25 protein-coding genes and 1 pseudogene are annotated in these 24,930 nt (G+C 60.4%); 17 read left to right on the top strand and 9 right to left on the bottom strand.

The features are described from left to right. The first annotated feature begins 166 nt into the window (after positions 1–166). The 8 genes from metG (at position 167) to B0E42_RS27760 (ending at position 6,969) form a co-directional block, all read left to right on the top strand. Positions 167–2,212: a methionine--tRNA ligase gene (gene metG / locus B0E42_RS27795; protein WP_046062593.1), complete on the top strand. Its 2,046-nt coding sequence runs from the start codon at positions 167–169 to the stop codon at positions 2,210–2,212. A gap of 130 nt (positions 2,213–2,342) precedes the next feature. Beyond that, a complete protein-coding gene (locus tag B0E42_RS27790; RefSeq protein WP_077508568.1) occupies positions 2,343–2,915 on the top strand; it encodes an Rnf-Nqr domain containing protein in 573 nt (190 codons plus the stop codon). After that, entirely contained in the window at positions 2,912–3,937 is a 1,026-nt protein-coding gene (gene rsxB / locus B0E42_RS27785) for an electron transport complex subunit RsxB (protein WP_077508566.1), read from the top strand. Before B0E42_RS27790 ends, rsxB begins: the two co-directional genes overlap by 4 nt. Then, complete coding sequence (locus B0E42_RS27780; RefSeq protein WP_077508564.1) at positions 3,924–4,910, top strand: RnfABCDGE type electron transport complex subunit D; 987 nt, start codon at positions 3,924–3,926, stop codon at positions 4,908–4,910. Before rsxB ends, B0E42_RS27780 begins: the two co-directional genes overlap by 14 nt. Further along, a complete protein-coding gene (locus B0E42_RS27775; RefSeq protein ID WP_077508562.1) occupies positions 4,907–5,518 on the top strand; it encodes an RnfABCDGE type electron transport complex subunit G in 612 nt (203 codons plus the stop codon). Before B0E42_RS27780 ends, B0E42_RS27775 begins: the two co-directional genes overlap by 4 nt. Next, positions 5,511–6,044, top strand: coding sequence for an Rnf-Nqr domain containing protein (locus tag B0E42_RS27770; RefSeq protein WP_018613137.1), 534 nt, complete (start codon positions 5,511–5,513; stop codon positions 6,042–6,044). The genes B0E42_RS27775 and B0E42_RS27770 overlap by 8 nt, the downstream gene beginning before the upstream one ends. After that, the gene (gene nth, locus B0E42_RS27765) at positions 6,041–6,679 is read left to right on the top strand and encodes an endonuclease III (RefSeq protein ID WP_018613139.1); all 639 of its coding nucleotides are present in this window, start codon (positions 6,041–6,043) and stop codon (positions 6,677–6,679) included. Before B0E42_RS27770 ends, nth begins: the two co-directional genes overlap by 4 nt. A gap of 107 nt (positions 6,680–6,786) precedes the next feature. Next, a complete protein-coding gene (locus B0E42_RS27760) occupies positions 6,787–6,969 on the top strand; it encodes a PA3496 family putative envelope integrity protein (protein WP_014339874.1) in 183 nt (60 codons plus the stop codon). A 55-nt stretch (positions 6,970–7,024) separates the two neighbouring features. Here the strand turns inward: B0E42_RS27760 and B0E42_RS27755 are convergent, their stop codons facing one another. After that, the gene (locus B0E42_RS27755; protein ID WP_018613141.1) at positions 7,025–7,651 is read right to left on the bottom strand and encodes a response regulator transcription factor; all 627 of its coding nucleotides are present in this window, start codon (positions 7,649–7,651) and stop codon (positions 7,025–7,027) included. A 470-nt stretch (positions 7,652–8,121) separates the two neighbouring features. On the opposite strand from B0E42_RS27755, the pseudogene B0E42_RS31290 reads away from it, so the two are divergent. Next, positions 8,122–8,379: pseudogene (locus tag B0E42_RS31290) on the top strand (hypothetical protein); the annotation flags it as partial. 316 nt (positions 8,380–8,695) lie between these two features. Here B0E42_RS31290 and B0E42_RS27745 read toward each other — a convergent pair. Together B0E42_RS27745 and B0E42_RS27740 are read right to left on the bottom strand one after the other, a co-directional pair. Then, the gene (locus tag B0E42_RS27745; RefSeq protein ID WP_003204943.1) at positions 8,696–9,913 is read right to left on the bottom strand and encodes an argininosuccinate synthase; all 1,218 of its coding nucleotides are present in this window, start codon (positions 9,911–9,913) and stop codon (positions 8,696–8,698) included. A gap of 128 nt (positions 9,914–10,041) precedes the next feature. Then, on the bottom strand, positions 10,042–11,043 hold the full coding sequence (locus tag B0E42_RS27740; protein WP_077508560.1) for an OmpA family protein: 1,002 nt from the start codon (positions 11,041–11,043) through the stop codon (positions 10,042–10,044). Between the two features lie 190 nt (positions 11,044–11,233). On the opposite strand from B0E42_RS27740, the gene pyrC reads away from it, so the two are divergent. Beyond that, positions 11,234–12,280 (top strand): dihydroorotase, encoded by a 1,047-nt coding sequence (pyrC, locus tag B0E42_RS27735; RefSeq protein ID WP_053181280.1) that lies wholly within the window; start codon positions 11,234–11,236, stop codon positions 12,278–12,280. Then, complete coding sequence (gene rnt / locus B0E42_RS27730) at positions 12,277–12,954, top strand: ribonuclease T (RefSeq protein WP_024619184.1); 678 nt, start codon at positions 12,277–12,279, stop codon at positions 12,952–12,954. The genes pyrC and rnt overlap by 4 nt, the downstream gene beginning before the upstream one ends. Positions 12,955–13,171: 217 nt before the next feature. On the opposite strand, the gene B0E42_RS27725 is transcribed toward rnt, so the two are convergent. After that, positions 13,172–13,774, bottom strand: a complete 603-nt coding sequence (locus B0E42_RS27725; RefSeq protein ID WP_018614166.1) for a peroxiredoxin — start codon at positions 13,772–13,774, stop codon at positions 13,172–13,174. 313 nt (positions 13,775–14,087) lie between these two features. On the opposite strand from B0E42_RS27725, the gene B0E42_RS27720 reads away from it, so the two are divergent. Both B0E42_RS27720 and bfr read left to right on the top strand, forming a co-directional pair. After that, a complete protein-coding gene (locus B0E42_RS27720; protein ID WP_003178704.1) occupies positions 14,088–14,306 on the top strand; it encodes a bacterioferritin-associated ferredoxin in 219 nt (72 codons plus the stop codon). Positions 14,307–14,504: 198 nt separating this feature from the next. Beyond that, positions 14,505–14,978 (top strand): bacterioferritin, encoded by a 474-nt coding sequence (gene bfr / locus B0E42_RS27715; protein WP_018614169.1) that lies wholly within the window; start codon positions 14,505–14,507, stop codon positions 14,976–14,978. A gap of 181 nt (positions 14,979–15,159) precedes the next feature. Here bfr and grxD read toward each other — a convergent pair whose 3' ends face one another. From grxD to B0E42_RS27700, 3 genes are all read right to left on the bottom strand, one after another. Further along, complete coding sequence (grxD, locus tag B0E42_RS27710; RefSeq protein ID WP_018614171.1) at positions 15,160–15,501, bottom strand: Grx4 family monothiol glutaredoxin; 342 nt, start codon at positions 15,499–15,501, stop codon at positions 15,160–15,162. 89 nt (positions 15,502–15,590) lie between these two features. Beyond that, complete coding sequence (locus B0E42_RS27705; RefSeq protein ID WP_077508558.1) at positions 15,591–17,699, bottom strand: molybdopterin oxidoreductase family protein; 2,109 nt, start codon at positions 17,697–17,699, stop codon at positions 15,591–15,593. Positions 17,700–17,830: 131 nt separating this feature from the next. After that, entirely contained in the window at positions 17,831–18,118 is a 288-nt protein-coding gene (locus tag B0E42_RS27700; RefSeq protein WP_014339882.1) for a hypothetical protein, read from the bottom strand. A gap of 402 nt (positions 18,119–18,520) precedes the next feature. On the opposite strand from B0E42_RS27700, the gene argF reads away from it, so the two are divergent. Together argF and B0E42_RS27690 are read left to right on the top strand one after the other, a co-directional pair. Then, entirely contained in the window at positions 18,521–19,441 is a 921-nt protein-coding gene (gene argF / locus B0E42_RS27695; protein ID WP_018614175.1) for an ornithine carbamoyltransferase, read from the top strand. Beyond that, entirely contained in the window at positions 19,438–20,541 is a 1,104-nt protein-coding gene (locus B0E42_RS27690; protein WP_053181286.1) for an ABC transporter ATP-binding protein, read from the top strand. The genes argF and B0E42_RS27690 overlap by 4 nt, the downstream gene beginning before the upstream one ends. Positions 20,542–20,713: 172 nt before the next feature. Here B0E42_RS27690 and B0E42_RS27685 read toward each other — a convergent pair whose 3' ends face one another. Both B0E42_RS27685 and ybaK read right to left on the bottom strand, forming a co-directional pair. Next, on the bottom strand, positions 20,714–21,496 hold the full coding sequence (locus B0E42_RS27685; protein ID WP_024619180.1) for a PhzF family phenazine biosynthesis protein: 783 nt from the start codon (positions 21,494–21,496) through the stop codon (positions 20,714–20,716). 172 nt (positions 21,497–21,668) lie between these two features. Beyond that, entirely contained in the window at positions 21,669–22,139 is a 471-nt protein-coding gene (gene ybaK / locus B0E42_RS27680) for a Cys-tRNA(Pro) deacylase (protein WP_018614180.1), read from the bottom strand. A gap of 323 nt (positions 22,140–22,462) precedes the next feature. On the opposite strand from ybaK, the gene B0E42_RS27675 reads away from it, so the two are divergent. Continuing rightward, entirely contained in the window at positions 22,463–23,314 is an 852-nt protein-coding gene (locus B0E42_RS27675; protein WP_053181288.1) for an MIP/aquaporin family protein, read from the top strand. Between the two features lie 73 nt (positions 23,315–23,387). After that, positions 23,388–24,893 carry a glycerol kinase GlpK gene (gene glpK / locus B0E42_RS27670; protein WP_018614184.1) on the top strand — a complete coding sequence of 502 codons (1,506 nt, stop codon included), beginning with the start codon at positions 23,388–23,390 and terminating at the stop codon, positions 24,891–24,893. Positions 24,894–24,930 lie beyond the last annotated feature (37 nt).

The raw sequence follows: 24,930 nt of genomic DNA, 5'->3' as shown, positions 1-24,930 counted from the left end.
TGTTTCGCGAGCAAGCTTTGCTCCCACAATCCCCTCCCGCAACTTGTGCCTGGCTTAATCCTTGCGCTGCTCCCAGCAATACATCCCGAAACAGCCCCGAAGGGTGAAAAAAAGCCGCCAGCGCTTTATAGTGGCCGACCTCCGTTTCATCAAGTAGCCGAGCCCCATGTCCGAGCCACGCAAGATCCTCGTCACCAGCGCCCTGCCCTATGCCAATGGTTCGATTCACCTCGGCCATATGCTGGAGTACATCCAGACCGATATGTGGGTGCGCTTCCAGAAGCATCGCGGCAACCAATGCATCTATGTCTGCGCCGACGACGCCCACGGTTCGGCCATCATGCTGCGCGCAGAAAAGGAAGGCATCACCCCGGAACAACTGATCGCCAACGTCCAGGCTGAACACAGCGCCGACTTTGCCGAGTTCCTGGTGGACTTCGACAACTTCCACTCCACTCACGCCGAAGAAAACCGTGAGCTGTCGAGCCAGATCTACCTGAAACTGCGTGACGCCGGGCACATCGCCACCCGTTCGATCACCCAGTATTTCGACCCGGAAAAGAAAATGTTCCTGGCCGACCGCTTCATCAAGGGCACCTGCCCGAAATGCGGCACTGAAGACCAGTACGGCGATAACTGCGAAAAATGCGGCGCCACCTACGCACCGACCGACCTGAAAGACCCGAAATCGGCGATTTCCGGGGCGACGCCGGTGCTCAAGGACTCCCAGCATTTCTTCTTCAAGCTGCCGGACTTCCAGCAGATGCTGCAAGCCTGGACCCGCAGCGGCACCCTGCAGGACGCCGTCGCCAACAAGATCGCCGAATGGCTCGATGCCGGCCTGCAGCAGTGGGATATTTCCCGCGATGCGCCGTACTTCGGCTTCGAGATCCCCGACGAGCCCGGCAAGTATTTCTACGTGTGGCTGGACGCTCCGATCGGCTACATGGCGAGTTTCAAGAACCTCTGCAACCGCACGCCGGAGCTGGACTTCGACGCGTTCTGGGGCAAGGACTCCACCGCCGAGCTGTATCACTTCATCGGCAAGGACATCGTCAACTTCCACGCACTGTTCTGGCCGGCAATGCTTGAAGGCGCCGGTTTCCGCAAGCCGACCGGCATCAATGTCCACGGCTACCTGACCGTCAACGGCCAGAAAATGTCCAAGTCCCGCGGCACCTTCATCAAGGCCCGGACCTACCTGGACCACCTGTCCCCGGAATACCTGCGTTACTACTACGCGGCCAAGCTCGGCCGCGGCGTCGACGACCTGGACCTGAACCTCGAAGACTTCGTGCAAAAGGTCAACTCCGACCTGGTGGGCAAGGTCGTCAACATTGCCAGCCGTTGCGCCGGGTTCATCCACAAGGGCAACGCCGGGGTCCTGGTCGCCGGCAATGCCGCGCCGGAACTGACCGACGCCTTCCTGGCGGCCGCGCCAAGCATCGCCGAAGCCTACGAGTCCCGCGACTTTGCCCGTGCCATGCGCGAAATCATGGCCTTGGCCGACCGCGCCAATGCCTGGATCGCCGACAAGGCGCCCTGGTCGCTGGCCAAGCAGGAAGGCAAACAGGACGAAGTCCAGGCGATCTGCGCCCTGGGCATCAACCTGTTCCGCCAACTGGTGATTTTCCTCAAGCCGGTGCTGCCGCTGCTGGCCGCCGATGCCGAGGCGTTCCTCAACGTCGCGCCACTGACCTGGAACGATCACCAGACGCTGCTGAGCAACCATCAGTTGAACGCGTTCAAGCCGTTGATGACCCGTATCGACGCGACCAAGGTGCAAGCCATGACCGACGCCTCCAAGGAAGACCTGGCCGCCAGCCAGACCGACACCGGCGCGCCTGCCGGGAACGGCGAACTGGCCAAGGACCCGCTGTCGCCGGAAATCGAATTCGACGCCTTTGCCGCCGTTGACCTGCGCGTGGCGCTGATCGTCAAGGCCGAGGCCGTCGAAGGCGCCGACAAGCTGCTGCGCCTGACCCTGGACATTGGCGACGAGCAACGCAACGTGTTCTCCGGCATCAAGAGTGCCTACCCGGACCCGGCCAAGCTCGAAGGCCGGTTGACGATGATGATCGCCAACCTCAAGCCGCGCAAAATGCGCTTTGGTATCTCCGAAGGCATGGTGATGGCGGCAGGCCCCGGCGGCGAGGAAATCTACCTGTTGAGCCCTGACAGCGGCGCCAAGCCGGGCCAGCGGATCAAGTAACGCGACCGCTTGCTGTACCGATCCCACAGCCGCCTTGCAGGTGGCTGTGGGATTTTCATATCTGGCCCACGCCCCCGGCGTGCCGGATAATGCCTAATCTTGTAACAGGCCCTTTGTCGCCAACACACCCATGACCGAAATCGTCCTCACGCTGTTCAGCGCTGCCCTGATCAACAACCTGGTGTTGCACTGGCCGCTGGGCGTCGATCCGCTGCTGGCGGCCAACGGTAGGGGGCAGGTACACGCCGTGGGCCTGGCGACGGCATGCCTGATGCTGATCGTCGGCACCCTGGGCCATCTGATCGATCATGGGCTGCTGGCACCGACCAACCTGGTCTCGCTGCGCCTGTTGGCCTGGCTGTCCTTGAGCGTGTTGCTGATCGGCCCCTTGCTGCGCCTGCTGGCACGCTGGCGGCCGGCAATGCCGTTCGAGGGGTTGTGGCCGCTGTTGCTGGGTAATGCCGGCATACTCGGGGTCACGCTGCTCAACGACCAGGATGACCGAGGCCTGGGCCACGCCATCGCCCTGAGCCTGGGTGCCGGGCTGGGGTTCTGGCTGGTGCTGAGCCTGTTCGACGATCTGCGCCAGCGCACCTTCAATAATGATATTCCCCTGCCCTTTCGGGGCCTGCCGATTCAGTTGATCAGCGCCGGACTGATGGCAGTGGCCTTTCTCGGATTGCGTGGGCTGGTCAAAACATGAGCCTGATTCAACGTATCGACGCCCTGCTGCCGCAGACCCAATGCGGCAAGTGCGGCCATCCCGGGTGCAAGCCCTACGCCGAAGGCATCGCCCAGGGCGAGCCGATCAACAAATGCCCGCCCGGGGGGCGCGAAACCATCGCCGCCCTGGCCGAGCTGATGAAAATACCGGTGTTGGAGCTGGACACCAGCCGCGGCGTGGCCCCGGCGCAAGTCGCCTTTATCCGTGAAGCCGAATGCATCGGTTGCACCAAGTGCATCCAGGCCTGTCCGGTGGACGCGATTGTCGGCGCCGCCAAGCTGATGCACACCGTCCTCATCGACGAATGCACAGGCTGCGATCTGTGCGTGGCGCCCTGCCCGGTCGATTGCATCGAAATGCGTCCTCTGCCGACGGCAAACGTGCTGCCGATCGTCGGCGGCCTGGCCTTCAACACCGAAGAACACCAGGCGCGAACCGCCAAGCGCAATCATGCCCGGCGCCGCTTCGAACAACGCAATGTGCGCCTGCGCCGCGAAGAAGAGCAGCGCCAGGCCGAACGCCTGGCTCGAACCCAACGGGCGGCGCAGGCCCAGGCTCAACCCCAGGACCCGGCACTCGACCCCGTACAAGCCGCACTGGAGCGCGTGCGCGCGCAAAAAGCCGCCACCGCCGATGCCGCCTTGAAAAAAGCCAAGGTCGACCTGGCCATGAGCCGGGCGCAGCTGAACAAATCCTTGAAAGCGTTCGGCCACCCGCCAACCTTCGAGCAGCAGTCGCAACTGATCGTGCTGCAACGCCAGTTCGAAGCGGCCGAACAGGCGCTGGGCCAACTGGAAAACGCCGCGCCCGCACCCGTGGCAGCGCCAGCCCCGGCACCGACGCAAAACGCCGAGCTGAAGCGAGCCAAGATCCAACTGGCGATGCGCCGCGCCGAACTCAGCAAAGCCCGGGCAGCTACAGCATCGGCTGAACAACTGCTGGCATTGGAACAAGCGGTGAAGGATGCCGAACGCCAGGTGGACGCCCATGCCGCCTCTTGAGCCAGTGGACGAACGGCTGCGCCAAGCAATGACGCGCGTGTTGCTGGCGACGCTGCCCGGCGTGCTGGCGTTGCTGTGGTTCCATGGCTGGGGCGTGGCGCTCAACCTGCTGTTGTCCGGCCTCACTGCGCTGGCAGTCGAAGCGGCGGTGTTGCGTTTACGCCGCCGGCCATTCAAACCCGAGCTGAACGATGGCAGCGCGCTGGTCAGCGCCACGCTGCTGGCCCTGGCCTTGCCGGCCTATTGCCCCTGGTGGCTGACCGTCACGGCGGCCGCTTGCGCCTTGCTGTTGGGCAAGCACCTGTGGGGCGGCGTCGGCAGCAACCCGTTCAACCCGGCAATGCTCGGGTACGCCCTGGTACTGGTGGCGTTTCCGTCCCAGATGAGTCACTGGCCAGCGCTCCACGGCATGGGCCTGTCCGAAGCCTTGCAGCAGGTATTCGGCGCTCATCCGGCGCCCGATGCCTGGGCCGGGGCGACCGCACTGGACAGCCTGCGAATCAACACGAGCCTGACCGTCGATGAACTGTTCGCCAACGATCCGGCGTTCGGGCGTTTCGGTGGCCGGGGTATCGAATGGGTCAACCTGGCCTTCCTGGCGGGCGGTCTGTTTCTGCTGCAGCAACGGGTGTTCAGTTGGCATGCACCGGTGGGCATGCTGCTGAGCCTGTCCGTCGTCAGCCTGCTGTGCTGGAACGGTTCGGGCTCCGACTCCCATGGCTCGCCACTGTTTCATCTGTTCAGCGGCGCAACCATGCTCGGCGCGTTTTTTATCGCGACCGAACCGGTCTCGGGTGCCAAGGTTCCTCTCGCCCGCCTGCTGTTTGGCGCGGGCATGGGATTGCTGGTCTATCTGATACGCACCTGGGGTGGCTACCCCGACGGCGTGGCGTTCGCGGTGTTGCTGATGAACCTCGGCGTGCCGGCGCTGGACCGGTTTGCCGAGGCGCGACAACGGCGGCCACTGACATGAACAACCCCGTCGGCGTGGCAATCCTGACCGTGTTGATCGGCCTCGGTATCGGTGCCACTTACCTCACGCACCTCGGCACCGCCAGGCGTATCGAGGCCCAGCAGCAAGCGCTGGCGAACAGGGCCTTGCTCGAGGTGCTGCCCACCGACCACTACGATAACCAGCCGTTGGCGCACCCCGTTGTCACAGCCTCGGTGCCCCTGGCCCATAGCACGCTGCTGGGTGGCTACCTGGCGACTCGCAGTGGCCAGCCCAGCGCCGTGCTGCTGCGTAGCCAGGCGCTGGGCTATGAAGGCAGCATCGAATTGCTGGTCGCCATCGATCCACAGGGCCGGTTGCTGGGCGTCAAGACCCTGCGCCAATCCGAGACACCCGGGTTGGGCGCGGCGATCGCCGGCTGGCCGAACGCCTGGTTGCAGACCTTCACGGGTAAATCACGCCAGGCACCTGATGACAGCGGCTGGGCCTTGAAAAAGGACCAGGGCCAGTTCGATCAACTGGCAGGCGCGACAGTGACGTCCCGAGCGGTCCTCCAGGCTGTTCACGATGCGCTGCGTTACTTCGACGAGCACAAGGCTCAGTTGACGGGGGTGGCGGCCAATGAATAAACCATGGGGACTGACACACGGCCTGCTGCTCGTTCCATTGATTGGCGCGAGCGATTCGCTGGTTGGCGCGCTGGGGTTATGGCTGGCCTGGGCCCTGGTTCTTTTCAGTCATGGCTTGGCAATGGGGCTTGTGCGGCAACACCTGGCAGCCTGTCAACGGCTGCTCGCCTCCATCATATTGGCCGCGACCCTGACCACCTGCATTGGCCTTGTCGTCCAGGCCTGGGCACTGGAATTGTATCGACCGTTGAGCCTTTACGTTGGCTGGATCGCCCTGAGTTGCGTAGCGCTGGAGCAGGAAGGCTTCTTCGTTGAAGCTCGCTGGCCCGAACGCCTCAGGCTGGCCGGGCTGTTTGGCCTCTTGATGATCAGCCTGGGCGCCGTGCGTGGGCTGATCGGCAGCGGCCTGCCCCTGGCCCTGCTCGCCCCCGGCGGGTTCATTCTGCTCGGACTGCTGTTGGCGGCCCGACAAGCCTGGACGGCCGCCAAACCCCATTCATCCGTTGAGGAAACGCCGCGCCCATGAATGCCGCAAAACGCCTGGAAATATTTCGTCGCCTTCACGAGGACAACCCGGAACCGAAAACCGAACTGGCCTATTCCTCGCCGTTCGAGTTGCTGATCGCGGTCATTCTGTCAGCCCAGTCCACCGACGTCGGCGTCAACAAAGCCACGGCCAAACTGTTCCCGGTGGCCAATACGCCGAAGGCGATCTACGCCCTGGGCGTCGAAGGACTGTCCGAATACATCAAGACCATCGGGCTGTTCAACAGCAAGGCCAAAAACGTGATCGAGACCTGCCGTCTGCTGATCGAGCGCCACGACAGTGAAGTCCCGCAGACGCGCGAAGCGCTGGAAGCCCTTCCGGGAGTCGGCCGCAAAACCGCCAACGTCGTGCTCAATACAGCGTTTCGGCAGTTGACCATGGCGGTCGACACCCACATTTTCCGCGTCAGCAACCGCACCGGGCTGGCCCCCGGCAAAAACGTGGTGGAGGTCGAGAAGAAATTGATGAAATTTGTTCCCAAGGAATTCCTGCTGGACTCCCATCACTGGCTCATCCTGCACGGCCGTTACGTTTGCCTGGCGCGCAAGCCCCGCTGCGGCAGCTGCCGAATCGAAGATTTATGCGAATACAAGCACAAGACCTCCGACGATTGAGGCGCTATTGCTTTTATCGATCCATCGATTGAAAAAATCTTTTTTACCCGCCCGTGGTTTATCGATATAAGGAGCGCCAATGGCAGTCTTAGCCTGGAGTCGAACCCATGAGTGCTGGCAAAGAACAACTGGATGTAGAAGACGAATTCATCGCCGTTGAGTCCGACGACGTCGAACCTGTGGTCGTGGAAGTGGCGAAAACCAACCTGAGCAAGCGCCGCACCATTGATAACCTGCTGGAAGAGCGCCGTCTGCAGAAGCAATTGGCCGATTATGACTTTGACCTCTGACACGTAAAAGCCTCCCTGATGGAGGCTTTTTACTGAGTACGCGTAACCCGAAAACTCACACCAAGCCATTGCGCTGCGCCAGTTCGATCAGGTCGACCAGCGAACGGGCATTGAGCTTCAATAACAGGCGCGTCTTGTAGGTACTGACGGTCTTGTTGCTCAAGAACATTCCATCGGCGATTTCCTTGTTGGTCTTTCCGCGCGCCAGTTGTTGCAAGACCATCATTTCTCGCCCCGATAATCGATCAACCATATCGGACTCACTGGCATTGCCCAGACTCGACCGCACCGTATGCAATGCCTGGTTGGGAAAGTAACTGTAACCGGACAGTACTGCCTTGATTGCACTCAGTAACTCAGTAAGATCCTGTTGCTTGCATACATACCCGGCTGCCCCTGTCTGCATGCAGCGCATCGAAAAATGTCCCGGTGCCTGGGAAGTCAGCACCAACACTTTCATGGGCGAAGGAATGGTCGTCAGGCGGGCAATGACCTCCAACCCGTCCAGCTTCGGAATACCAATATCGAGAATGACGATATCGGGCATAAGTTCGCGAGCAAGTTGTAACGCATCGACGCCATTATCGGTTTCGGCAAGGACTTCATAACCGTGACGCTCCATCAGCAAACGTACAGCAAGACGAATGACGGGATGATCATCCACGATCAGCACTTTATTCATGAGCAAATCCAACTTCGCTGTTCGAATTTTTAGAGCACGCACAATAGCCTAGTCATTTCTACCTTGGCATGCTGCCCCCCCCTGAACGCTCGCACCGAGAGACAGAACCTACAAGCTATACAGAAAATTCCTACAATTCGCCCCGGAAAAAATGTGTCATGGATTTTTTTACAGAGAAGGAATGACCTTTCTTAACAATCCTGTAACCCTATGAACAATGCGCTCTTTCACCGCCACACCCACCCGTGGACAGCCCATTGAAAAGCTCTTCACTCATAGAAAGTAACTGAATTATTTGCTGTTAAAACTGCCATTCACTCACTTAAGGCAGGGAAATTCATATATAAAACTCACTCAGGCGCCCGATATCCAATATGGGCAGCCATTGCGACTGTGCCTATATTTCATTCGGCATGGACAACCACTTTTCAAGCCACTCACCGAGCACAAGTATTCCATGAGTATTAACCATGAACAAACCTTTGAAGACTATAACCAACCCCATGACCCTCATCGCCATATTCGCCACTTTATCCGAAACTTCCGCAGCGATTTCCCTGCCCTTTCTGGATGACCAGGATCGTGAATACTATCTGTGGTTCCTGATCAGCTTTCCTTTTTATCTATTGCTGCTTTTTTTCATAACGCTCAACTTCAATTATCGTTCCTTGTATTCACCTTCGGATTTTCGCAAGAACAAACACTTCATAAAGACCATGGATGATTCGCCCTGTCGACGCAAACGACAGCTACGTCGGGCGGACGACGTCAAGGAACTGCTGGTGATACGTCTTCATCGACGCAGGCGCGAACCAGACACCCTTTGTATCGTATGCAGCCAATCGAAACGTCCGATCGAAACCTGTCGATCAAGACAGTTGAAGCACGCCGGCATCGTCGTGTACGTCATCTACAGCAACACAGGCCTGGCAACGCACGGGCAGGATGAATGAGCGATCGAGGGCAGCGCCGCAGCAAAGGCCACACAAAAAAAGGGCAAAAAAAACGGCCTGCTCATGGCAGGCCGTTTTCATATCGCCAGGGTCAGAACAGCTTGCGACCCTTGTTCGCCGCGATGCGCATGCGCAGGGCGTTGAGCTTGATGAAGCCGGCCGCGTCAGCCTGGTTGTAGGCACCGCCGTCTTCTTCGAAGGTCGCGATGTTGGCATCGAACAGCGACTCGTCGGACTTGCGCCCGGTGACGATCACGTTGCCCTTGTACAGCTTCAGGCGTACCACGCCATTCACGTGAGCCTGGGAGGCGTCGATCATCTGTTGCAGCATCAGACGCTCTGGGCTCCACCAGTAGCCGGTGTAGATCAGGCTGGCGTACTTGGGCATCAACTCGTCTTTGAGGTGAGCCACTTCGCGGTCCAGGGTGATCGACTCGATCGCCCGGTGGGCGCGCAACATGATGGTGCCGCCCGGGGTTTCGTAGCAGCCGCGAGACTTCATGCCCACATAGCGGTTCTCGACGATGTCCAGACGACCGATGCCGTGTTCGCCACCGATGCGGTTCAGGGTCGCCAGCACAGTGGCCGGGCTCATCTCAACGCCATCCAGTGCGACAATATCGCCGTTGCGATAGGTCAGTTCCAGGTATTGCGGGGTATCGGGAGCCTTCTCCGGGGAGACGGTCCAGCGCCACATGTCTTCTTCGTGCTCGGTCCAGGTGTCTTCCAGCACGCCGCCTTCATAGGAGATGTGCAGCAGGTTGGCATCCATCGAGTACGGGGATTTCTTCTTGCCATGGCGCTCGATCGGAATCGCGTGCTTCTCGGCGTAGTCCATCAATTTTTCACGGGACAGCAAGTCCCATTCGCGCCACGGGGCAATGACTTTCACGCCTGGCTTGAGGGCATAGGCGCCCAGTTCGAAACGCACCTGGTCGTTGCCCTTGCCGGTGGCGCCATGGGAAATGGCGTCGGCGCCGGTTTCGTTGGCGATTTCGATCAGGCGCTTGGCGATCAACGGACGGGCGATGGAGGTACCCAGCAGGTACTCGCCTTCGTAAACGGTGTTGGCGCGGAACATCGGGAACACGAAGTCGCGGACGAATTCTTCGCGCAGGTCATCGATGTAGATCTCTTTGACGCCCATGGCCTGGGCCTTGGCGCGTGCAGGCTCGACTTCTTCGCCCTGCCCCAGGTCAGCGGTGAAGGTCACCACTTCGCAGTTATAAGTGTCCTGCAGCCACTTGAGGATCACCGAAGTGTCCAGGCCGCCGGAATACGCCAGAACGACCTTGTTTACGTCCGCCATGCCATCACTCCACGGGTTGTACGGAAAGCCGGGAAGTCTAACGTCCAGCGCGGATAATTTACAGGGGCGCGACAGCTTATGACGACGAAGCGACAGATTATGTCGATTGCGCGACGATCCGGGCGGGATCAGGAAGTGCGCGCAGCCGCCGTAGCAGGCACCGCCGCCTTGGGCGGGGCAACCGGCGCCGCCGTCTTGCCCGGCGCTACAGCGGGCGCCACGGCAGGCGGCGCGGGTGTTGCCGCGGGTGTTGGCGGCTGTGGAGCCGGGGCCTGGGTGGCCGCCACCCGCTCCAGTTTTACGACGACACGACGGTTCTTGGCCCGATTGGCTGCGTTGGTATTGGCGACCAGCGGATAACGCTCGCCGTGGAAGCGCACGGTGAACTGGGACTCCTGGAAACCGTTGGCCTTGAAGAAGTCCATGACGGCCAGCGCACGGCGGCGCGAAAGCTCACGGTTGGTCAGGCGGTTGCCACTGTTGTCGGAATGGCCATCAAGTTCGACATGATTGACGCTCGGGTCTGCCTTGATGAAGTCGAGCATGACCTGCAACTGAGCCTTGGCCCGAGCGTCCAGCTCAATCCCCTCGCCGGGGAAGCCGATCTGGGTTTGCTTGATCTGTTCGAAGTTCTTCGGCAACAGTTTCGCCACGCAACCCTGGTAATCGTTGAACGCCTTGTTGAAGCGCACGGGCAGCAGCCGGACTTCAGAAACACGGCCATCCTCGGTGTTGCGTCGAACCACGGGGCTGCGACCTTCCATCAATCCGCTGATCAGTCGGCCTGCCTGTACCTGGGAACTGTCGAACAGCACATCGCCGCTGCCGATCCTGACCGAACCCAGGTTGATATCGCCCCGCCCCGGTTGCCACGGTGCGGCGGCCGCCAGCAAGGTGGCCGAACCGCCGCCCAGCATCGGGTTATAGCTCTTGAGGCGGAACGTGGCCTGCTCGCCCGCCCGGCGCACGAATTCACCGCTGCCGAAATCGGTAATCGGCTGGCTCAGCCGGCACTCGAACTTGTCGCCTTCGACCGTCCACTCAATGCTCTCCAGACGGGTCTGGAAAGTGAGCGCCATGGCGGGGAGGCTGGCAAACACACTGAGCAAGGCTAGATAACGCTGGCGCACGGGAGGCTCCACTGACTTTTATACAAAGATCGACGCATACCAGGGGTATGACGCCTGTCCGGGGCACTGCACGGATTCGTGGCACACCTGTAGGAGCTATCGGTAAGTTGCGGCAGAACTTGATAGCGGGTGCCTGAATCGGTCTTTTCCGGTAGCATTCCCACAGTTTGACCCGCCTGGAAGCCCCCCAATGTCCGACCGCCTGACCCTGCTGCGTCCCGACGACTGGCATATTCATCTTCGCGATGGTGCTGTGTTGACCCATACCGTCGCCGATGTCGCGCGCACCTTCGGGCGCGCAATCATCATGCCTAACCTGGTTCCGCCAGTGCGCAACGCCGCCGAGGCCGACGGCTATCGCCAGCGCATCCTCGCCGCACGCCCGGCTGGCAGCCGCTTCGAACCGCTGATGGTGCTGTACCTCACCGACCGCACCCAGCCCGAAGAGATCCGCGAGGCCAAGGCCAGCGGCTTCGTCCACGCCGCCAAGCTGTACCCGGCCGGAGCGACCACCAATTCCGATTCCGGCGTCACCAGCATCGACAAGATCTTCCCGGCGCTGGAGGCCATGGCCGAAGTCGGCATGCCGTTGTTGATCCATGGTGAAGTCACCCGGGGCGACGTCGACGTGTTCGACCGCGAGAAAATCTTCATCGACGAGCACATGCGCCGCGTCGTGGAGCGCTTCCCGACCCTTAAGGTGGTGTTCGAACACATCACCACCGGCGATGCCGTGCAGTTCGTCAACGAGGCCCCGGCCAACGTTGGCGCGACCATTACCGCCCATCACCTGCTGTACAACCGCAACCACATGCTGGTGGGCGGGATCCGGCCGCACTTCTATTGCCTGCCGATCCTCAAGCGCAATACCCACCAGGAAGCCTTGCTGGACGCCGCCACCAGCGGCAGCGCCAAGTTTTTCCTCGGCACCGACTCGGCACCCCACGCCCAGCACGCCAAGGAAGCGGCCTGCGGTTGCGCTGGTTGCTACACCGCCTATGCCGCCATCGAGATGTACGCCGAGGCATTCGAACAGCGCAACGCGCTGGACAAACTCGAAGGCTTCGCCAGCCTGCATGGCCCGCGTTTCTATGGCCTGCCGGTGAACACCGATCGTATTACCCTGGTCCGTGACGAATGGACCGCCCCCGTCAGCCTGCCCTTCGGCGAGCAGACCGTCATCCCGCTGCGCGCCGGTGAAAAACTGCGCTGGCGCCTGCTGGAGGAAAACGCGTGAGTGAAGATCATTTCGACGACGAACTGGACGGCAACGGTGGTTCGGGCGGCGCCCGTCACCCGATGGCCGCCCGCTTCCGTGGCTACCTGCCGGTCGTCGTCGACGTAGAAACCGGCGGTTTCAACTCCGCCACCGACGCCTTGCTGGAAATCGCCGCGACCACCATCGGCATGGACGAAAAAGGCTTTGTGTTCCCTGACCACACCTACTTCTTCCGTGTCGAACCGTTCGAAGGCGCCAACGTCGAAGCCGCGGCCCTGGAATTCACCGGGATCAAGCTCGATCACCCGTTGCGCATGGCAGTCAGCGAAGAAACGGCCCTGACCGACATCTTCCGTGGCGTGCGCAAGGCGCTTAAGGCCAACGGTTGCAAGCGAGCGATCCTGGTCGGCCATAACAGCAGCTTCGACCTGGGCTTCCTCAACGCCGCTGTCGCGCGCCTGGACATGAAGCGCAACCCGTTCCATCCGTTCTCCAGCTTCGACACCGCGACCCTGGCTGGCCTGGCATACGGCCAGACCGTCCTGGCCAAGGCGTGCCAGGCGGCCGACATCGATTTCGATGGCCGTGAAGCCCACTCGGCCCGCTACGACACCGAGAAGACCGCCGAGCTGTTCTGCGGCATCGTCAACCGGTGGAAAGAGATGGGTGGCTGGCATGATTTCGACGACTGACTAGTAGAGCCATTGTGGCGGCCCGTGGGAGCAAAGCTTGCTCGCGACACAGGCGACTCGGTTTTTGAAGACCGCATCGCTGCCATCGCGGGCAAGCCTTGCTCCCACAGATAACTTCCTCGCCACAGGGTTCTGCGTTTCTGCCGATCATTCGGTTTGAAACACCCATAAAAAAACCGGCCCATGATGGGCCGGTTTTTTTTATGCCTCGGTGCGCTTACAGCTGGCCGCCGTGCTCGGTCAGGTAAGCGGCCACGCCTTCAGGCGATGCGTCCATGCCCTTGTCGCCTTTTTTCCAGTTGGCCGGGCAGACTTCGCCGTGCTCTTCGTGGAATTGCAGCGCGTCGACCAGGCGGATCAGTTCTTCCATGTTACGGCCCAGTGGCAGGTCGTTGATGATCTGCGAACGGACAACGCCTTTGTCGTCGATCAGGAACGCGCCACGGAAGGCCACGCCGCCTTCGGACTCAACGTCATAGGCCTTGGCGATTTCGTGCTTCATGTCGGCAGCCATGGTGTATTTCACCTGACCGATACCGCCATTGTTGATCGGGGTGTTGCGCCAGGCGTTGTGGGTGAAGTGCGAGTCGATCGAAACAGCGACCACTTCAACGTTGCGCGCCTTGAAGTCATCCATGCGGTGATCCAGTGCGATCAGCTCGGACGGGCAGACGAAGGTGAAGTCCAGTGGATAGAAGAACACCAGGCCGTATTTGCCTTTGATGGCCGAGGACAGGGTGAAGCTGTCGACGATTTCGCCGTTGCCGAGGACGGCTGGAACGGTGAAGTCTGGGGCTTGTTTGCCTACGAGTACGCTCATTGGATATCTCCTGATGTAATAGCGTGAAAACAAGGTCCGGGCCAGCCTGCCACCCTCAGGCGACAGCCCTGTGACACGAACCCGCTTGCAAGGGCCGATCATCATACACCGCGCATTTGGACTGTCTTCAACGGTTTTTCGGTGGCATCGAAAAATCGCCGTCCGGTTTCATGCCGCATCAGTCGTCCTGGATAAACCGTTCGTCAGCCCGGCAACGCTCTGGCGCAAGACCTTGAGAAACCACTTTGACAATCATTCTCGTTAACATTAAGATCCGTCCCAATTGAGTCACAACCAGCGACGGTTCTCACTTATGTATGTATGCCTCTGCACTGGCGTCACCGACGGGCAAATCCGCGAAGCGATCTACGAAGGTTGCTGCAGCTATCGCGAAGTCCGCCAGGCCACCGGCGTAGCCAGCCAATGCGGCAAATGTGCCTGCCTGGCCAAGGAAGTGGTTCGTGAAACCCTCGCCAAAGTGCAAACGGCACAGGCCTCGATCCCCTACCCGGTAGAATTTACCGCGGCGTAATAGACAGTTTTCAAGGAACCGGACTCAATGTCCGGTTTTTTTATGCCTGCAAATCAAATGCTTAGCGTCCAGACGCGGAACACAAACATTCTTATTCCGATTAATTTTCATTTATTATTCAATAACTTAGGTTTGACACTCGTAAATGCGCGGCTCAAACTCGGCCTTATACACAGCTATTACAGGGCAGGCCTCATCATGAAAGGCGACATTACAGTCATCCAGCATCTCAACAAGATCCTTGCCAATGAGCTGGTCGCGATCAACCAATACTTCCTGCATGCGCGCATGTACGAGGATTGGGGCCTGAACAAGCTGGGCAAGCACGAGTACCACGAATCCATCGACGAGATGAAGCACGCGGACAAGCTGATCAAGCGCATCCTGTTCCTCGAAGGCCTGCCGAACGTCCAGGACCTGGGCAAGCTGCACATCGGCGAACACACCCGCGAGATGCTTGAGTGCGACCTGAAAATCGAGCGCGAAGGCCACAAGGACCTGAAAGTCGCCATCGCCCATTGCGAAAGCGTTGGTGACTTCGGCAGCCGTGAACTGTTGGAAGACATTCTCGAGTCCGAAGAAGAGCACATCGATTGGCTGGAAACCCAATTGGGCCTGATCGACAAAGTCGGTCTTGAGAACTACCTGCAATCGCAGATGGGTGAAGAGTAAGCTTCCCCGAAAGCAAGCCACTAAAAAGCCCCGCCCTCTTTCGAGAGGCGGGGCTTTTTAGTGCCCGAATTCCAAACCACTGAAATCCATTGTGGGAGCGAGCCTGCTCGCGATAGCGGTGTATCAGTCACAATCGTATTGACTGACACGGCCTCATCGCGAGCAGGCTCGCTCCCACAAATCAGGCTTCGGTCTTGTTCGCCGCTGCTGCTTCCACAGCTGCCTTGATCGTGGCCTGCAGAGAGCCGTCGGCGGCCATCTCGGTCATGATGTCGCTACCGCCGATCAGTTCACCACCCACCCACAGCTGTGGGAAAGTTGGCCAGTTGGCGTACTTGGGCAGGTTGGCGCGGATTTCCGGGTTCTGCAGGATGTCCACGTAGGCAAACTTCTCGCCACACGCCATCACCGCCTGAGCAGCCTTGGCCGAGAAACCGCACTGTGGCGCGTTCGGCGAGCCTTTCATGTAAAGCAGGATGGTGTTGTTGGCAATCTGGTCTTTAATCGTTTCGATGATATCCATGGAGCACCTCGGCTTAAAACTTTTGCGACTTAAGTTGTCGACACGGTGACGCATTGTAACGGAAAGCCGAACCTGCTCCAGAGACAATTTTACGCAGCCGCCACCTTCACCGGTACGCCGTTAAGCGCCGCGTTGCCGGACAACTCATCGAGCTGACAATCATCGGTCAGGTCGTTGGCGCTGGAGCCCGGCTGTCCGCTGGCAATGGTCATCTGCACGCCCGGTCGGGCATGGCCCCAGCCATGGGGCAGGCTGACCACGCCTTTCATCATGTCCAGGCTGCCCAGCACCTCGACTTCGATGACGCCCACCCGCGAACTGACGGTCACGCGTTGCCCGTCGACAAGGCCGCGACTGGCGAGGTCATCCGGGTGCATCAGCAACTGATGACGCGGCTTGCCCTTCACCAGTCGATGGAAGTTATGCATCCAGGAGTTGTTACTGCGCACATGGCGACGGCCAATCATCAGCAACTCGTCCGGTTTTGGCGCCTGCAACGCGGCAAAGCGCACAAGGTCGGCAAGAATCACCGCTGGCGCAGCCTGCACACGTTGGTTTTCGGTTTTCAGGCGCGCAGCCAGGTTGGGCTTGAGTGCGCCGAGGTCGATGCCATGGGGATGGTCGAACAGGGTCGCCAGGGACAACTTGTGCGTCGAGGCGTCGCCATACGCCCCGCTGCGCAGGCCAAAATCGATCATTTTCGCGGGGGGCATGGTCGGCTTGAGCTCCTTGCCGGTCCGGGCAGCGAAGGCCTTGGCCAGGCCGACAAAGATTTCCCAATCGTGCAGCGCGCCCTCGGGCTTGGGCAGGATCGCCCGGTTGAAACGGGTCACGTTGCGCACCGCGAACAGGTTGAACGTGGTGTCGTAATGATCGTTTTCCAGAGCCGAGGTCGAGGGCAGGATCAGGTCGGCATAACGCGTGGTTTCGTTGATGTACAAGTCGACGCTGACCATGAACTCCAGCCCGTCCAGGGCCTGCTCCAGTTGCCGCCCGTTGGGTGTGGACAGCACCGGGTTGCCGGCCACGGTGACCAGCGCACGAATCTGGCCTTCGCCCTCGGTGAGTATTTCCTCGGCCAGGGCCGACACCGGCAACTCCCCTGAGTACTCGGGACGCCCGGACACCCGGCTCTGCCAACGATTGAAATGCCCGCCCGAGGTGGTAGCGACCAGGTCCACCGCCGGTTCGGTGCACAGCGCCCCGCCCACCCGATCAAGATTGCCGGTGACCAGGTTGATCACCTGGATCAGCCAATGGCACAGCGTACCAAACGCCTGGGTCGACACCCCCATCCGCCCGTAGCACACCGCTGACGGCGCGCCGGCGAAGTCCCGGGCCAATTGCCGGATCTGCGCTGCTGGCACCGCACAGAGCGGGCTCATGGCTTCAGCCGTGAACGTGGCAACGGCCTCACGCACCTCGTCCAGGCCGTCCACCGGCAGGTGACTGTCACGGGTCAAGCCTTCGCTGAACAATGTATTGAGCAAACCAAACAGCAGCGCAGCATCGCCGCCGGGTCGTACAAAGACATGCTGGTTGGCAATGGCCGCCGTTTCGCTGCGGCGCGGATCGACCACCACCACCTTGCCGCCACGGGCCTGGATCGCCTTGAGGCGCTTTTCCACGTCCGGCACGGTCATGATGCTGCCGTTGGAAGCCAGCGGGTTGCCGCCCAGGATCAACATGAAGTCGGTATGGTCGATGTCCGGAATCGGCAGCAGCAGGCCGTGACCGTACATCAGGTAGCTGGTCAGGTGATGGGGCAGTTGGTCCACCGAGGTCGCCGAGAAACGGCTGCGGGTTTTCAACAGGCCCAGGAAATAGTTGCTATGGGTCATCAGCCCATAGTTATGCACGCTGGGGTTGCCCTGGTAGACCGCCACCGCGTTCTGGCCGTGGCGCGCCTGGATATCCGCCAGGCGCTCGGCCACTAACGCAAAGGCGTCGTCCCAGGCAATGGGTTGCCATTCATTACCAACGCGCTGCATGGGCTGGCGCAAGCGATCCGGATCGTTCTGGATATCTTGCAAAGCCACCGCCTTGGGGCAGATGTGACCGCGACTGAAGGTGTCCAGCGTATCGCCCTTGATCGAGGTGATCGCCAGGCCCTGGCCGTCGGTTTCGGTGGTTTCGAGGGTCAAGCCGCAGATGGCTTCACACAGATGGCACGCACGGTGGTGGAGAGTCTTGGTCATGGCCAGTCTCTGTTTTATTCGTGGCGGGCGTTTTCGGCCGCGGGAACAAAACTATGGCGCGTGATTCCCGGCAGCGCCAGCGACGTTCGTCCTGTGAATTGCCGGGCATCAGGCCCACCGATGACCGGGCGTCAAGGCTGGTCGGGAGGCGGCGCCAGCAGCTGGATTTCTTCGACGGTTTCCACCTGTTCCTGGGCAATGGGCACACCCGTGAGTTCGCCGATCAGCCGCCAATGCTCGTCGAGCCCGTTACTGATGGTGGCCATGCGATCGATCATCCGGCGACCCGCGGCTTTGGTCACCTCGTCATCGCTGCGCAGCAATTCGAATGACATGGAAGTCACCGAAGCCGTCAGGTGCGTCAGCGAGCGTGCAGTCAGCCCCAGCAATTCCATCAATTGTTGCTCTTTCGAATCCATTTCGGGCTCCTGTGCCGCTGTGGCTCATTTATAACCCAGGCCTTTGCATTAGGAAATGTTTCACAACCACCAGCAGACAGGCGAAAGGCTGGGGGCCACGGTGCAAACCACCCCTCATCCATGGCGCGCCCGCCACGCTTGATTGCCAAGCCCAGCAACGCCAGTGTACAAATGGGTCGCTGCTGTCAGGAAACCGGCCACAAATATGCCATCGCATTCGCGTGATGGCCTCGCTGAAATCCCCAAAAACCGTAGCCCTATTGGTAAGACGCGACATTTAATTATAAGATCGCGCCTTCCCCTATTTCGTCGCCCCGTGCGGCTTTTGCCGCAGGTCTCGCCCGTTTTTTCATTAAACAAGGCTTTGAGCATCTGCGGTCAGTTACAAAAAGGTAGTCAATCATGAGCGCAAGGCACTTTCTCTCCCTGATGGATTTAACGCCCGATGAGTTGCTCGGCGTGATCCGTCGAGGCGTGGAGCTCAAAGACCTGCGTAACCGCGGCGTACTGTTCGAGCCCTTGAAAAACCGCGTGCTGGGAATGATCTTCGAGAAGTCATCGACCCGCACCCGTATCTCTTTCGAAGCCGGCATGATCCAACTGGGCGGCCAGGCGATCTTCCTGTCGCCCCGTGACACCCAACTGGGCCGCGGCGAACCGATCAGCGACTGCGCCATCGTCATGTCGAGCATGCTCGACGCGATGATGATCCGTACCTTTGCCCACAGCACCCTGACCGAGTTCGCGGCCCATTCCCGCGTACCGGTGATCAACGGCCTGTCCGACGACCTGCACCCCTGCCAGTTGCTGGCCGACATGCAGACCTTCCTCGAGCATCGCGGCTCGATCCAGGGCAAGACCGTGGCCTGGATCGGCGACGGCAACAACATGTGCAACAGCTATATAGAAGCGGCGCTGCAATTCGACTTCCAGCTGCGCATTGCCTGCCCTGAAGGTTTTGACCCCAATGCCGAACTGCTCGCCAAGGCCGGGGACCGGGTGACCATCGTGCGTGATCCGAAACAGGCCGTGGCCGGCGCGCACCTGGTGAGTACCGACGTCTGGACCTCCATGGGCCAGGAAGAAGAAACCGCCAAGCGCCTCGAGTTGTTCGCGCCGCTGCAGGTCAACCGGGCCTTGCTCGACCTGGCGGATGCCGAGGTGCTGTTCATGCACTGCCTGCCGGCCCACCGCGGCGAGGAGATCAGCTTCGATTTGCTCGACGACCCGCGTTCGGTGGCCTGGGACCAGGCAGAGAATCGTCTCCATGCGCAAAAGGCGCTGCTCGAGTTCCTTGTCGAGCCGGCGTATCGCCACGCATGAGCCACTCGCTGCTGCTGAACTTGCAAAACCTGGCCTGCGGCTACCAAAACCAGCGGGTCGTGCAGAACCTCAACCTGCACCTCAATGCCGGCGATATCGGTTGCCTGCTCGGTTCGTCCGGGTGCGGCAAGACCACCACGTTGCGCGCCATTGCCGGCTTCGAACCGGTGCACGAGGGTGAAATCCAACTGGCCGGGGAAACCATTTCCCGCGCCGGTTTCACCCTCGCCCCGGAAAAACGCCGTATCGGCATGGTGTTCCAGGACTATGCCCTGTTCCCCCACCTGAGCGTGGCCGAGAACATTGCCTTTGGCATTCGCAAGCATCCAGACAAGGACCGCGTCGTCGAAGAGTTGCTGGAACTGGTCAACCTCAAGCACCTGGGCAAGCGCTTTCCCCATGAACTGTCCGGCGGCCAGCAACAGCGTGTGGCCCTGGCCCGCGCGCTGGCACCGGAACCACAACTGCTGTTGCTCGATGAGCCGTTCTCCAACCTCGATGGCGAGTTGCGACGCAAGCTCAGCCATGAAGTGCGGGATATTCTCAAGGCCCGCGGCACCAGCGCGATCCTGGTCACTCACGATCAGGAAGAAGCCTTCGCCGTCAGTGACCATGTCGGGGTATTCAAGGAAGGTCGACTGGAACAGTGGGACACGCCCTACAACCTGTATCACGAACCGCTGACGCCATTCGTCGCCAGCTTCATTGGCCAGGGCTACTTCATTCGCGGCCGGCTCGACAGCCCGGAATCGGTGCAGACCGAGTTGGGCACCCTGCGCGGTAACCGGGCCTACACCTGGCCCATCGGCGGAGCGGTGGATGTGTTGCTGCGCCCGGACGATATCGTCTACGCACCGGACAGCCCGCTCACCGCCAGCATTGTCGGCAAGACCTTCCAGGGCGCTTCAACCTTGTATCGCCTGCAATTGCCCACAGGCGCGCAACTGGAATCGATCTTCCCCAGCCACGCCGACCATCAGCTTGGGGACCGTGTCGGCATCCGCGTGGCGGCTGAACACCTGGTGCTGTTCCAGGCCTCGGGCAGCACCGCGGCGCACATCCCTCCGATGGACAGCGGTGTGCGGCGCCATAGCCTGTAGGAGCTGTGTAGGAGCTGTGTAGGAGCTGTCGAGTGCAACGAGGCTGCGATCTTTCCCCAGCCACTTGAATCTCAAGCGAAAGATCAAAAGATCAAAAGATCAAAAGATCAAAAGATCAAAAGATCGCAGGCTTCGCCAGCTCCTACTGGGCGCAAACCAGCGGGGAATGCCATCACCCCAGCATCAACGTCCCACTGGCCACCAACGTCGCATTCCCACCGATCTTCACCCGCTCCCCCTCCAGCCGGCAAAACAGCGCCCCGCCCCGGGCCGAGCATTGGTAAGCCGTCAGGCCGTGCTTGCCCAAGCGCTTGGACCAATAGGGAATCAGGCTGCAGTGAGTCGAGCCGGTCACCGGGTCTTCGTTGATGCCGATCGCCGGGGCAAAATAGCGCGAGACAAAATCATGCTTGCTCCCCGGCGCGGTGACGATAGCGCCGGGCCAGGGCAGTTTTGCCAGGGCCGCCATGTCCGGCTTGCAATCGAGCACCGCTTGCTCCGACTCCAGCACTACGAACAGTTCGTTGGAACTCAGCACATCCACCGCTTCGACGCCCAAGGCATTCTGGACGGCCAAGGACGCGCCCAACTCGGCAGGCACGACGGCCGGAAAATCCAGCCACAGCCGATCACCCTCGCGCGTAACGCTCAATGAGCCGGACTTGCAGATGAAATCCAGTCGTTCGACGGTTTCGTGGTAGACCTCGAACAGTACATAAGCGCCGGCCAACGTAGCGTGCCCGCACAGCGGGACTTCGGTGGTGGGCGTGAACCAGCGGATATGCCAATGCTGACCTTCACGCACCAGAAACGCGGTTTCAGCCAGGTTATGTTCGGCGGCGATCTTCTGCATCAAGTCATCGGCAAGCCAGCCGTCGAGCCGATAGACCATCGCCGGGTTACCGCCGAACGGCCGGTCACTGAACGCATCGACCTGATGAAACGCAAGCTGCATGACACTTCTCCTTTTTATGATGCGCCAGCATGCGGTGCAGCGGCACGGGTTATCCAGTGACAGATCAGCAGAATTTTCACCCTACAGCGCAGGCCATCTCTGAAACTCCAGACTTACGCCCCTGTGGCGAGGGAGCTTGCTCCCGCTTGGCTGCGCAGCAGCCACCCGGCTATCAAGCCCGCCCAATATCGGCAAACGCCGCCCCGGTATGCTCCTTCAAAACCGAAGGCGCCAACTCGACTTCCAAGCCGCGGCGCCCCGCACTGACAAACATACTGGCGAGCGGCTGTGCGGAATTGTCGATGAAAGTGCGCAAACGCTTCTTCTGCCCCAGTGGGCTGATCCCGCCGAGCAAATAACCGGTCGAACGCTGCGCGGCCGCCGGGTCGGCCATCTCGACCTTTTTCACCCCGGCGGCATGGGCCAGGCCTTTCAAGTCCAGGCTTCCGGCCACGGGCACCACCGCCACCAACAGTTCACCCTTTTCGCTGGCCGCCAACAACGTCTTGAACACCTGCGCCGGATCCAGCCCGAGCTTTTCCGCCGCTTCCAGGCCGTAGGACGCGGCCTTGGGATCGTGTTCATAACTGTGGATGCGATGTTCGGCGCGCACTTTCTTAAGCAGATCCAACGCGGGTGTCATGACTGCTCCTGACAAGGAAATGAAAAAAAGAGTGGCCGGATTCTAAGCCATCGTCAGCGAAAAGGCTTGGGAGGGCGTCGCGTGTTCCGGTGATCCACCGCCAATGGAAGAGTCATTCACGCCACGAATAGTTGAAATGTGACCGACGGTTCACTTTCGACCTTTGACACCAGCGTTTCTTGTCTATATTTTTTCGAAACTGAAAGTCATATCGCAGGTCTCAAGCAACAACACGAGATCAGGATGAGGATCCTGCTTCGGTGGAGATCGCGCCATCGAGCTTTATCGAAGGCGCAGCAAAACAACAAAAACCCGAGGTTTGAATGACAACTGCTTTACAACAGCCGTCCCTGTCCAGCCAATGCCTGGCTGAATTCCTGGGCACTGCCCTGCTGATTTTTTTCGGCACGGGGTGTGTCGCGGCGCTCAAGGTTGCGGGTGCCAGCTTCGGCTTGTGGGAAATCAGCATTATCTGGGGCGTTGGCGTCAGCATGGCGATCTATCTGAGCGCGGGCATTTCCGGCGCCCATCTCAACCCCGCCGTCAGCATTGCCCTGTGCATTTTCACTGACTTCGAAAAGCGCAAACTGCCTCTCTACATGCTTTCCCAGTTGGCCGGTGCTTTCTGCGGTGCCCTCCTGGTCTACACGCTGTACAGCAACCTATTCTTCGATTTCGAACAGTCCCGGCACATGATTCGCGGCACCGAAGCAAGCCTCGAACTGGCCTCGGTGTTTTCCACCTACCCGCACGCAGCGCTGTCCACCGGCCAGGCCTTCCTCGTGGAGGTGATCATCACGGCCATCCTGATGGGCGTGATCATGTCCCTGACCGATGACAACAATGGCTTGCCTCGCGGCCCACTGGCGCCACTGCTGATCGGCCTGCTGATTGCGGTGATTGGCAGCTCCATGGGGCCCCTGACAGGCTTTGCGATGAACCCGGCGCGGGACTTCGGTCCTAAACTGATGACTTTCTTCGCTGGCTGGGGTGAAATTTCCCTCACGGGTGGACGCGACATCCCGTACTTCCTGGTTCCGATTTTTGCACCTATCGTGGGTGCCTGCCTCGGTGCTGCGGCCTATCGCGGGCTGATTGCCCGCCACCTGCCCAGCGCCACAACGGCTACAAAGGATGCAAAAACGGCCATTGATGGCAAGCCCAGAACATCCTGAAACAGTCGGTGCAGGCTCTTGCCCATCGAACCTGCGCCGTGGCTTCTTCCTTTTACGTCCCAAGGCAATCGACATGACCGATATCCAGAACAAGAACTACATCATTGCCCTCGACCAGGGTACGACCAGCTCGCGGGCGATCATCTTCGATCGCGACGCCAACGTGGTCTGCACCGCCCAGCGCGAATTCGCCCAGCATTACCCACAGGCCGGCTGGGTCGAACACGACCCGATGGAAATCTTCGCCACCCAGAGCGCGGTCATGGTCGAAGCCCTCGCCCAGGCTGGCCTGCACCATGACCAGGTGGCCGCCATCGGCATCACCAACCAGCGTGAAACCACCGTGGTCTGGGACAAGACCACCGGCCGGCCGATCTACAACGCCATCGTCTGGCAATGCCGCCGCAGTACCGAAATCTGCCAGCAGCTCAAGCGCGATGGCCACGAGCAATACATCAGCCAAACCACCGGCCTGGTCACCGACCCGTACTTTTCCGGCACCAAGCTCAAGTGGATCCTGGACAACGTCGAAGGCAGCCGCGAGCGTGCGCGCAACGGTGAACTGCTGTTCGGCACCGTCGACAGCTGGCTGATCTGGAAATTCACCGGCGGCAAGGTCCACGTCACCGACTACACCAACGCCTCGCGCACCATGCTCTTCAACATCCACTCGCTGGAATGGGACGCGAAGATGCTCGACATTCTCGACATCCCTCGCGAAATGCTCCCGCAAGTGAAATCGTCCTCGGAGATCTATGGCCGCACCAAGAGCGGCATCGCCATCGGCGGCATTGCCGGCGACCAGCAGGCGGCCCTGTTCGGCCAGATGTGCGTGGAGCCGGGCCAGGCGAAAAACACCTACGGCACCGGCTGCTTCCTGCTGATGAACACCGGTAAAAAGGCCGTGAAATCCAATCACGGCATGCTCACCACCATCGCCTGCGGCCCGCGCGGCGAAGTCGCCTACGCCCTGGAAGGTGCGGTCTTCAATGGCGGCTCCACGGTCCAGTGGCTGCGCGATGAACTGAAGATCATCAACGACGCGCTGGATACCGAATACTTTGCCAACAAGGTCAAGGACAGCAACGGCGTGTACCTGGTGCCCGCCTTCACCGGCCTGGGCGCACCCTACTGGGACCCCTATGCCCGCGGCGCGCTGTTTGGCCTGACCCGCGGCGTACGCGTCGATCACATCATTCGCGCAGCGCTGGAGTCGATTGCCTACCAGACCCGCGACGTACTCGACGCCATGCAGCAGGATTCGGGTGAACGCCTCAAGGCCCTGCGCGTCGACGGTGGCGCGGTGGCGAACAACTTCCTGATGCAGTTCCAGGCCGACATCCTGGGTACTCAGGTCGAGCGCCCGAAAATGCGTGAAACCACAGCCTTGGGCGCGGCGTACCTGGCCGGCCTGGCGTGCGGCTTCTGGGGCAGCCTGGAAGAACTGCGCGGCAAAGCGGTGATCGAGCGCGTATTCGAACCACAACTGGACGAGCAGGCGAAGGAAAAACTCTACGCCGGCTGGCAGAAGGCGGTCAGTCGCACCCGTGACTGGGAACCCCATGAAGACGCTGAATAAGGCCTGATAAGGTTCTGAAACTGGTCGGGAGTGGATT

Source organism: Pseudomonas sp. A25(2017) (assembly GCF_002001065.1).
In the GTDB taxonomy this organism is placed as follows: Bacteria; Pseudomonadota; Gammaproteobacteria; order Pseudomonadales; family Pseudomonadaceae; genus Aquipseudomonas; species Aquipseudomonas kilonensis.
The sequence above is the reverse complement of the archived record's forward strand: the minus strand, read 5'-3'. Positions and strand labels throughout refer to the sequence as shown.

Excerpts from the sequence above, each read along its gene's own strand:
- metG (WP_046062593.1), top strand. The coding sequence starts at position 167 with ATGTCCGAGCCACGCAAGATCCTCGTCACCAGCGCCCTGCCCTATGCC.
- B0E42_RS27790 (WP_077508568.1), top strand. The coding sequence starts at position 2,343 with ATGACCGAAATCGTCCTCACGCTGTTCAGCGCTGCCCTGATCAACAAC.
- rsxB (WP_077508566.1), top strand. The coding sequence starts at position 2,912 with ATGAGCCTGATTCAACGTATCGACGCCCTGCTGCCGCAGACCCAATGC.
- B0E42_RS27780 (WP_077508564.1), top strand. The coding sequence starts at position 3,924 with ATGCCGCCTCTTGAGCCAGTGGACGAACGGCTGCGCCAAGCAATGACG.
- B0E42_RS27775 (WP_077508562.1), top strand. The coding sequence starts at position 4,907 with ATGAACAACCCCGTCGGCGTGGCAATCCTGACCGTGTTGATCGGCCTC.
- B0E42_RS27770 (WP_018613137.1), top strand. The coding sequence starts at position 5,511 with ATGAATAAACCATGGGGACTGACACACGGCCTGCTGCTCGTTCCATTG.
- nth (WP_018613139.1), top strand. The coding sequence starts at position 6,041 with ATGAATGCCGCAAAACGCCTGGAAATATTTCGTCGCCTTCACGAGGAC.
- B0E42_RS27760 (WP_014339874.1), top strand. The coding sequence starts at position 6,787 with ATGAGTGCTGGCAAAGAACAACTGGATGTAGAAGACGAATTCATCGCC.
- B0E42_RS27755 (WP_018613141.1), bottom strand. The coding sequence starts at position 7,651 with ATGAATAAAGTGCTGATCGTGGATGATCATCCCGTCATTCGTCTTGCT.
- B0E42_RS27745 (WP_003204943.1), bottom strand. The coding sequence starts at position 9,913 with ATGGCGGACGTAAACAAGGTCGTTCTGGCGTATTCCGGCGGCCTGGAC.
- pyrC (WP_053181280.1), top strand. The coding sequence starts at position 11,234 with ATGTCCGACCGCCTGACCCTGCTGCGTCCCGACGACTGGCATATTCAT.
- B0E42_RS27725 (WP_018614166.1), bottom strand. The coding sequence starts at position 13,774 with ATGAGCGTACTCGTAGGCAAACAAGCCCCAGACTTCACCGTTCCAGCC.
- B0E42_RS27720 (WP_003178704.1), top strand. The coding sequence starts at position 14,088 with ATGTATGTATGCCTCTGCACTGGCGTCACCGACGGGCAAATCCGCGAA.
- bfr (WP_018614169.1), top strand. The coding sequence starts at position 14,505 with ATGAAAGGCGACATTACAGTCATCCAGCATCTCAACAAGATCCTTGCC.
- grxD (WP_018614171.1), bottom strand. The coding sequence starts at position 15,501 with ATGGATATCATCGAAACGATTAAAGACCAGATTGCCAACAACACCATC.
- B0E42_RS27705 (WP_077508558.1), bottom strand. The coding sequence starts at position 17,699 with ATGACCAAGACTCTCCACCACCGTGCGTGCCATCTGTGTGAAGCCATC.
- B0E42_RS27700 (WP_014339882.1), bottom strand. The coding sequence starts at position 18,118 with ATGGATTCGAAAGAGCAACAATTGATGGAATTGCTGGGGCTGACTGCA.
- argF (WP_018614175.1), top strand. The coding sequence starts at position 18,521 with ATGAGCGCAAGGCACTTTCTCTCCCTGATGGATTTAACGCCCGATGAG.
- B0E42_RS27690 (WP_053181286.1), top strand. The coding sequence starts at position 19,438 with ATGAGCCACTCGCTGCTGCTGAACTTGCAAAACCTGGCCTGCGGCTAC.
- B0E42_RS27685 (WP_024619180.1), bottom strand. The coding sequence starts at position 21,496 with ATGCAGCTTGCGTTTCATCAGGTCGATGCGTTCAGTGACCGGCCGTTC.
- ybaK (WP_018614180.1), bottom strand. The coding sequence starts at position 22,139 with ATGACACCCGCGTTGGATCTGCTTAAGAAAGTGCGCGCCGAACATCGC.
- B0E42_RS27675 (WP_053181288.1), top strand. The coding sequence starts at position 22,463 with ATGACAACTGCTTTACAACAGCCGTCCCTGTCCAGCCAATGCCTGGCT.
- glpK (WP_018614184.1), top strand. The coding sequence starts at position 23,388 with ATGACCGATATCCAGAACAAGAACTACATCATTGCCCTCGACCAGGGT.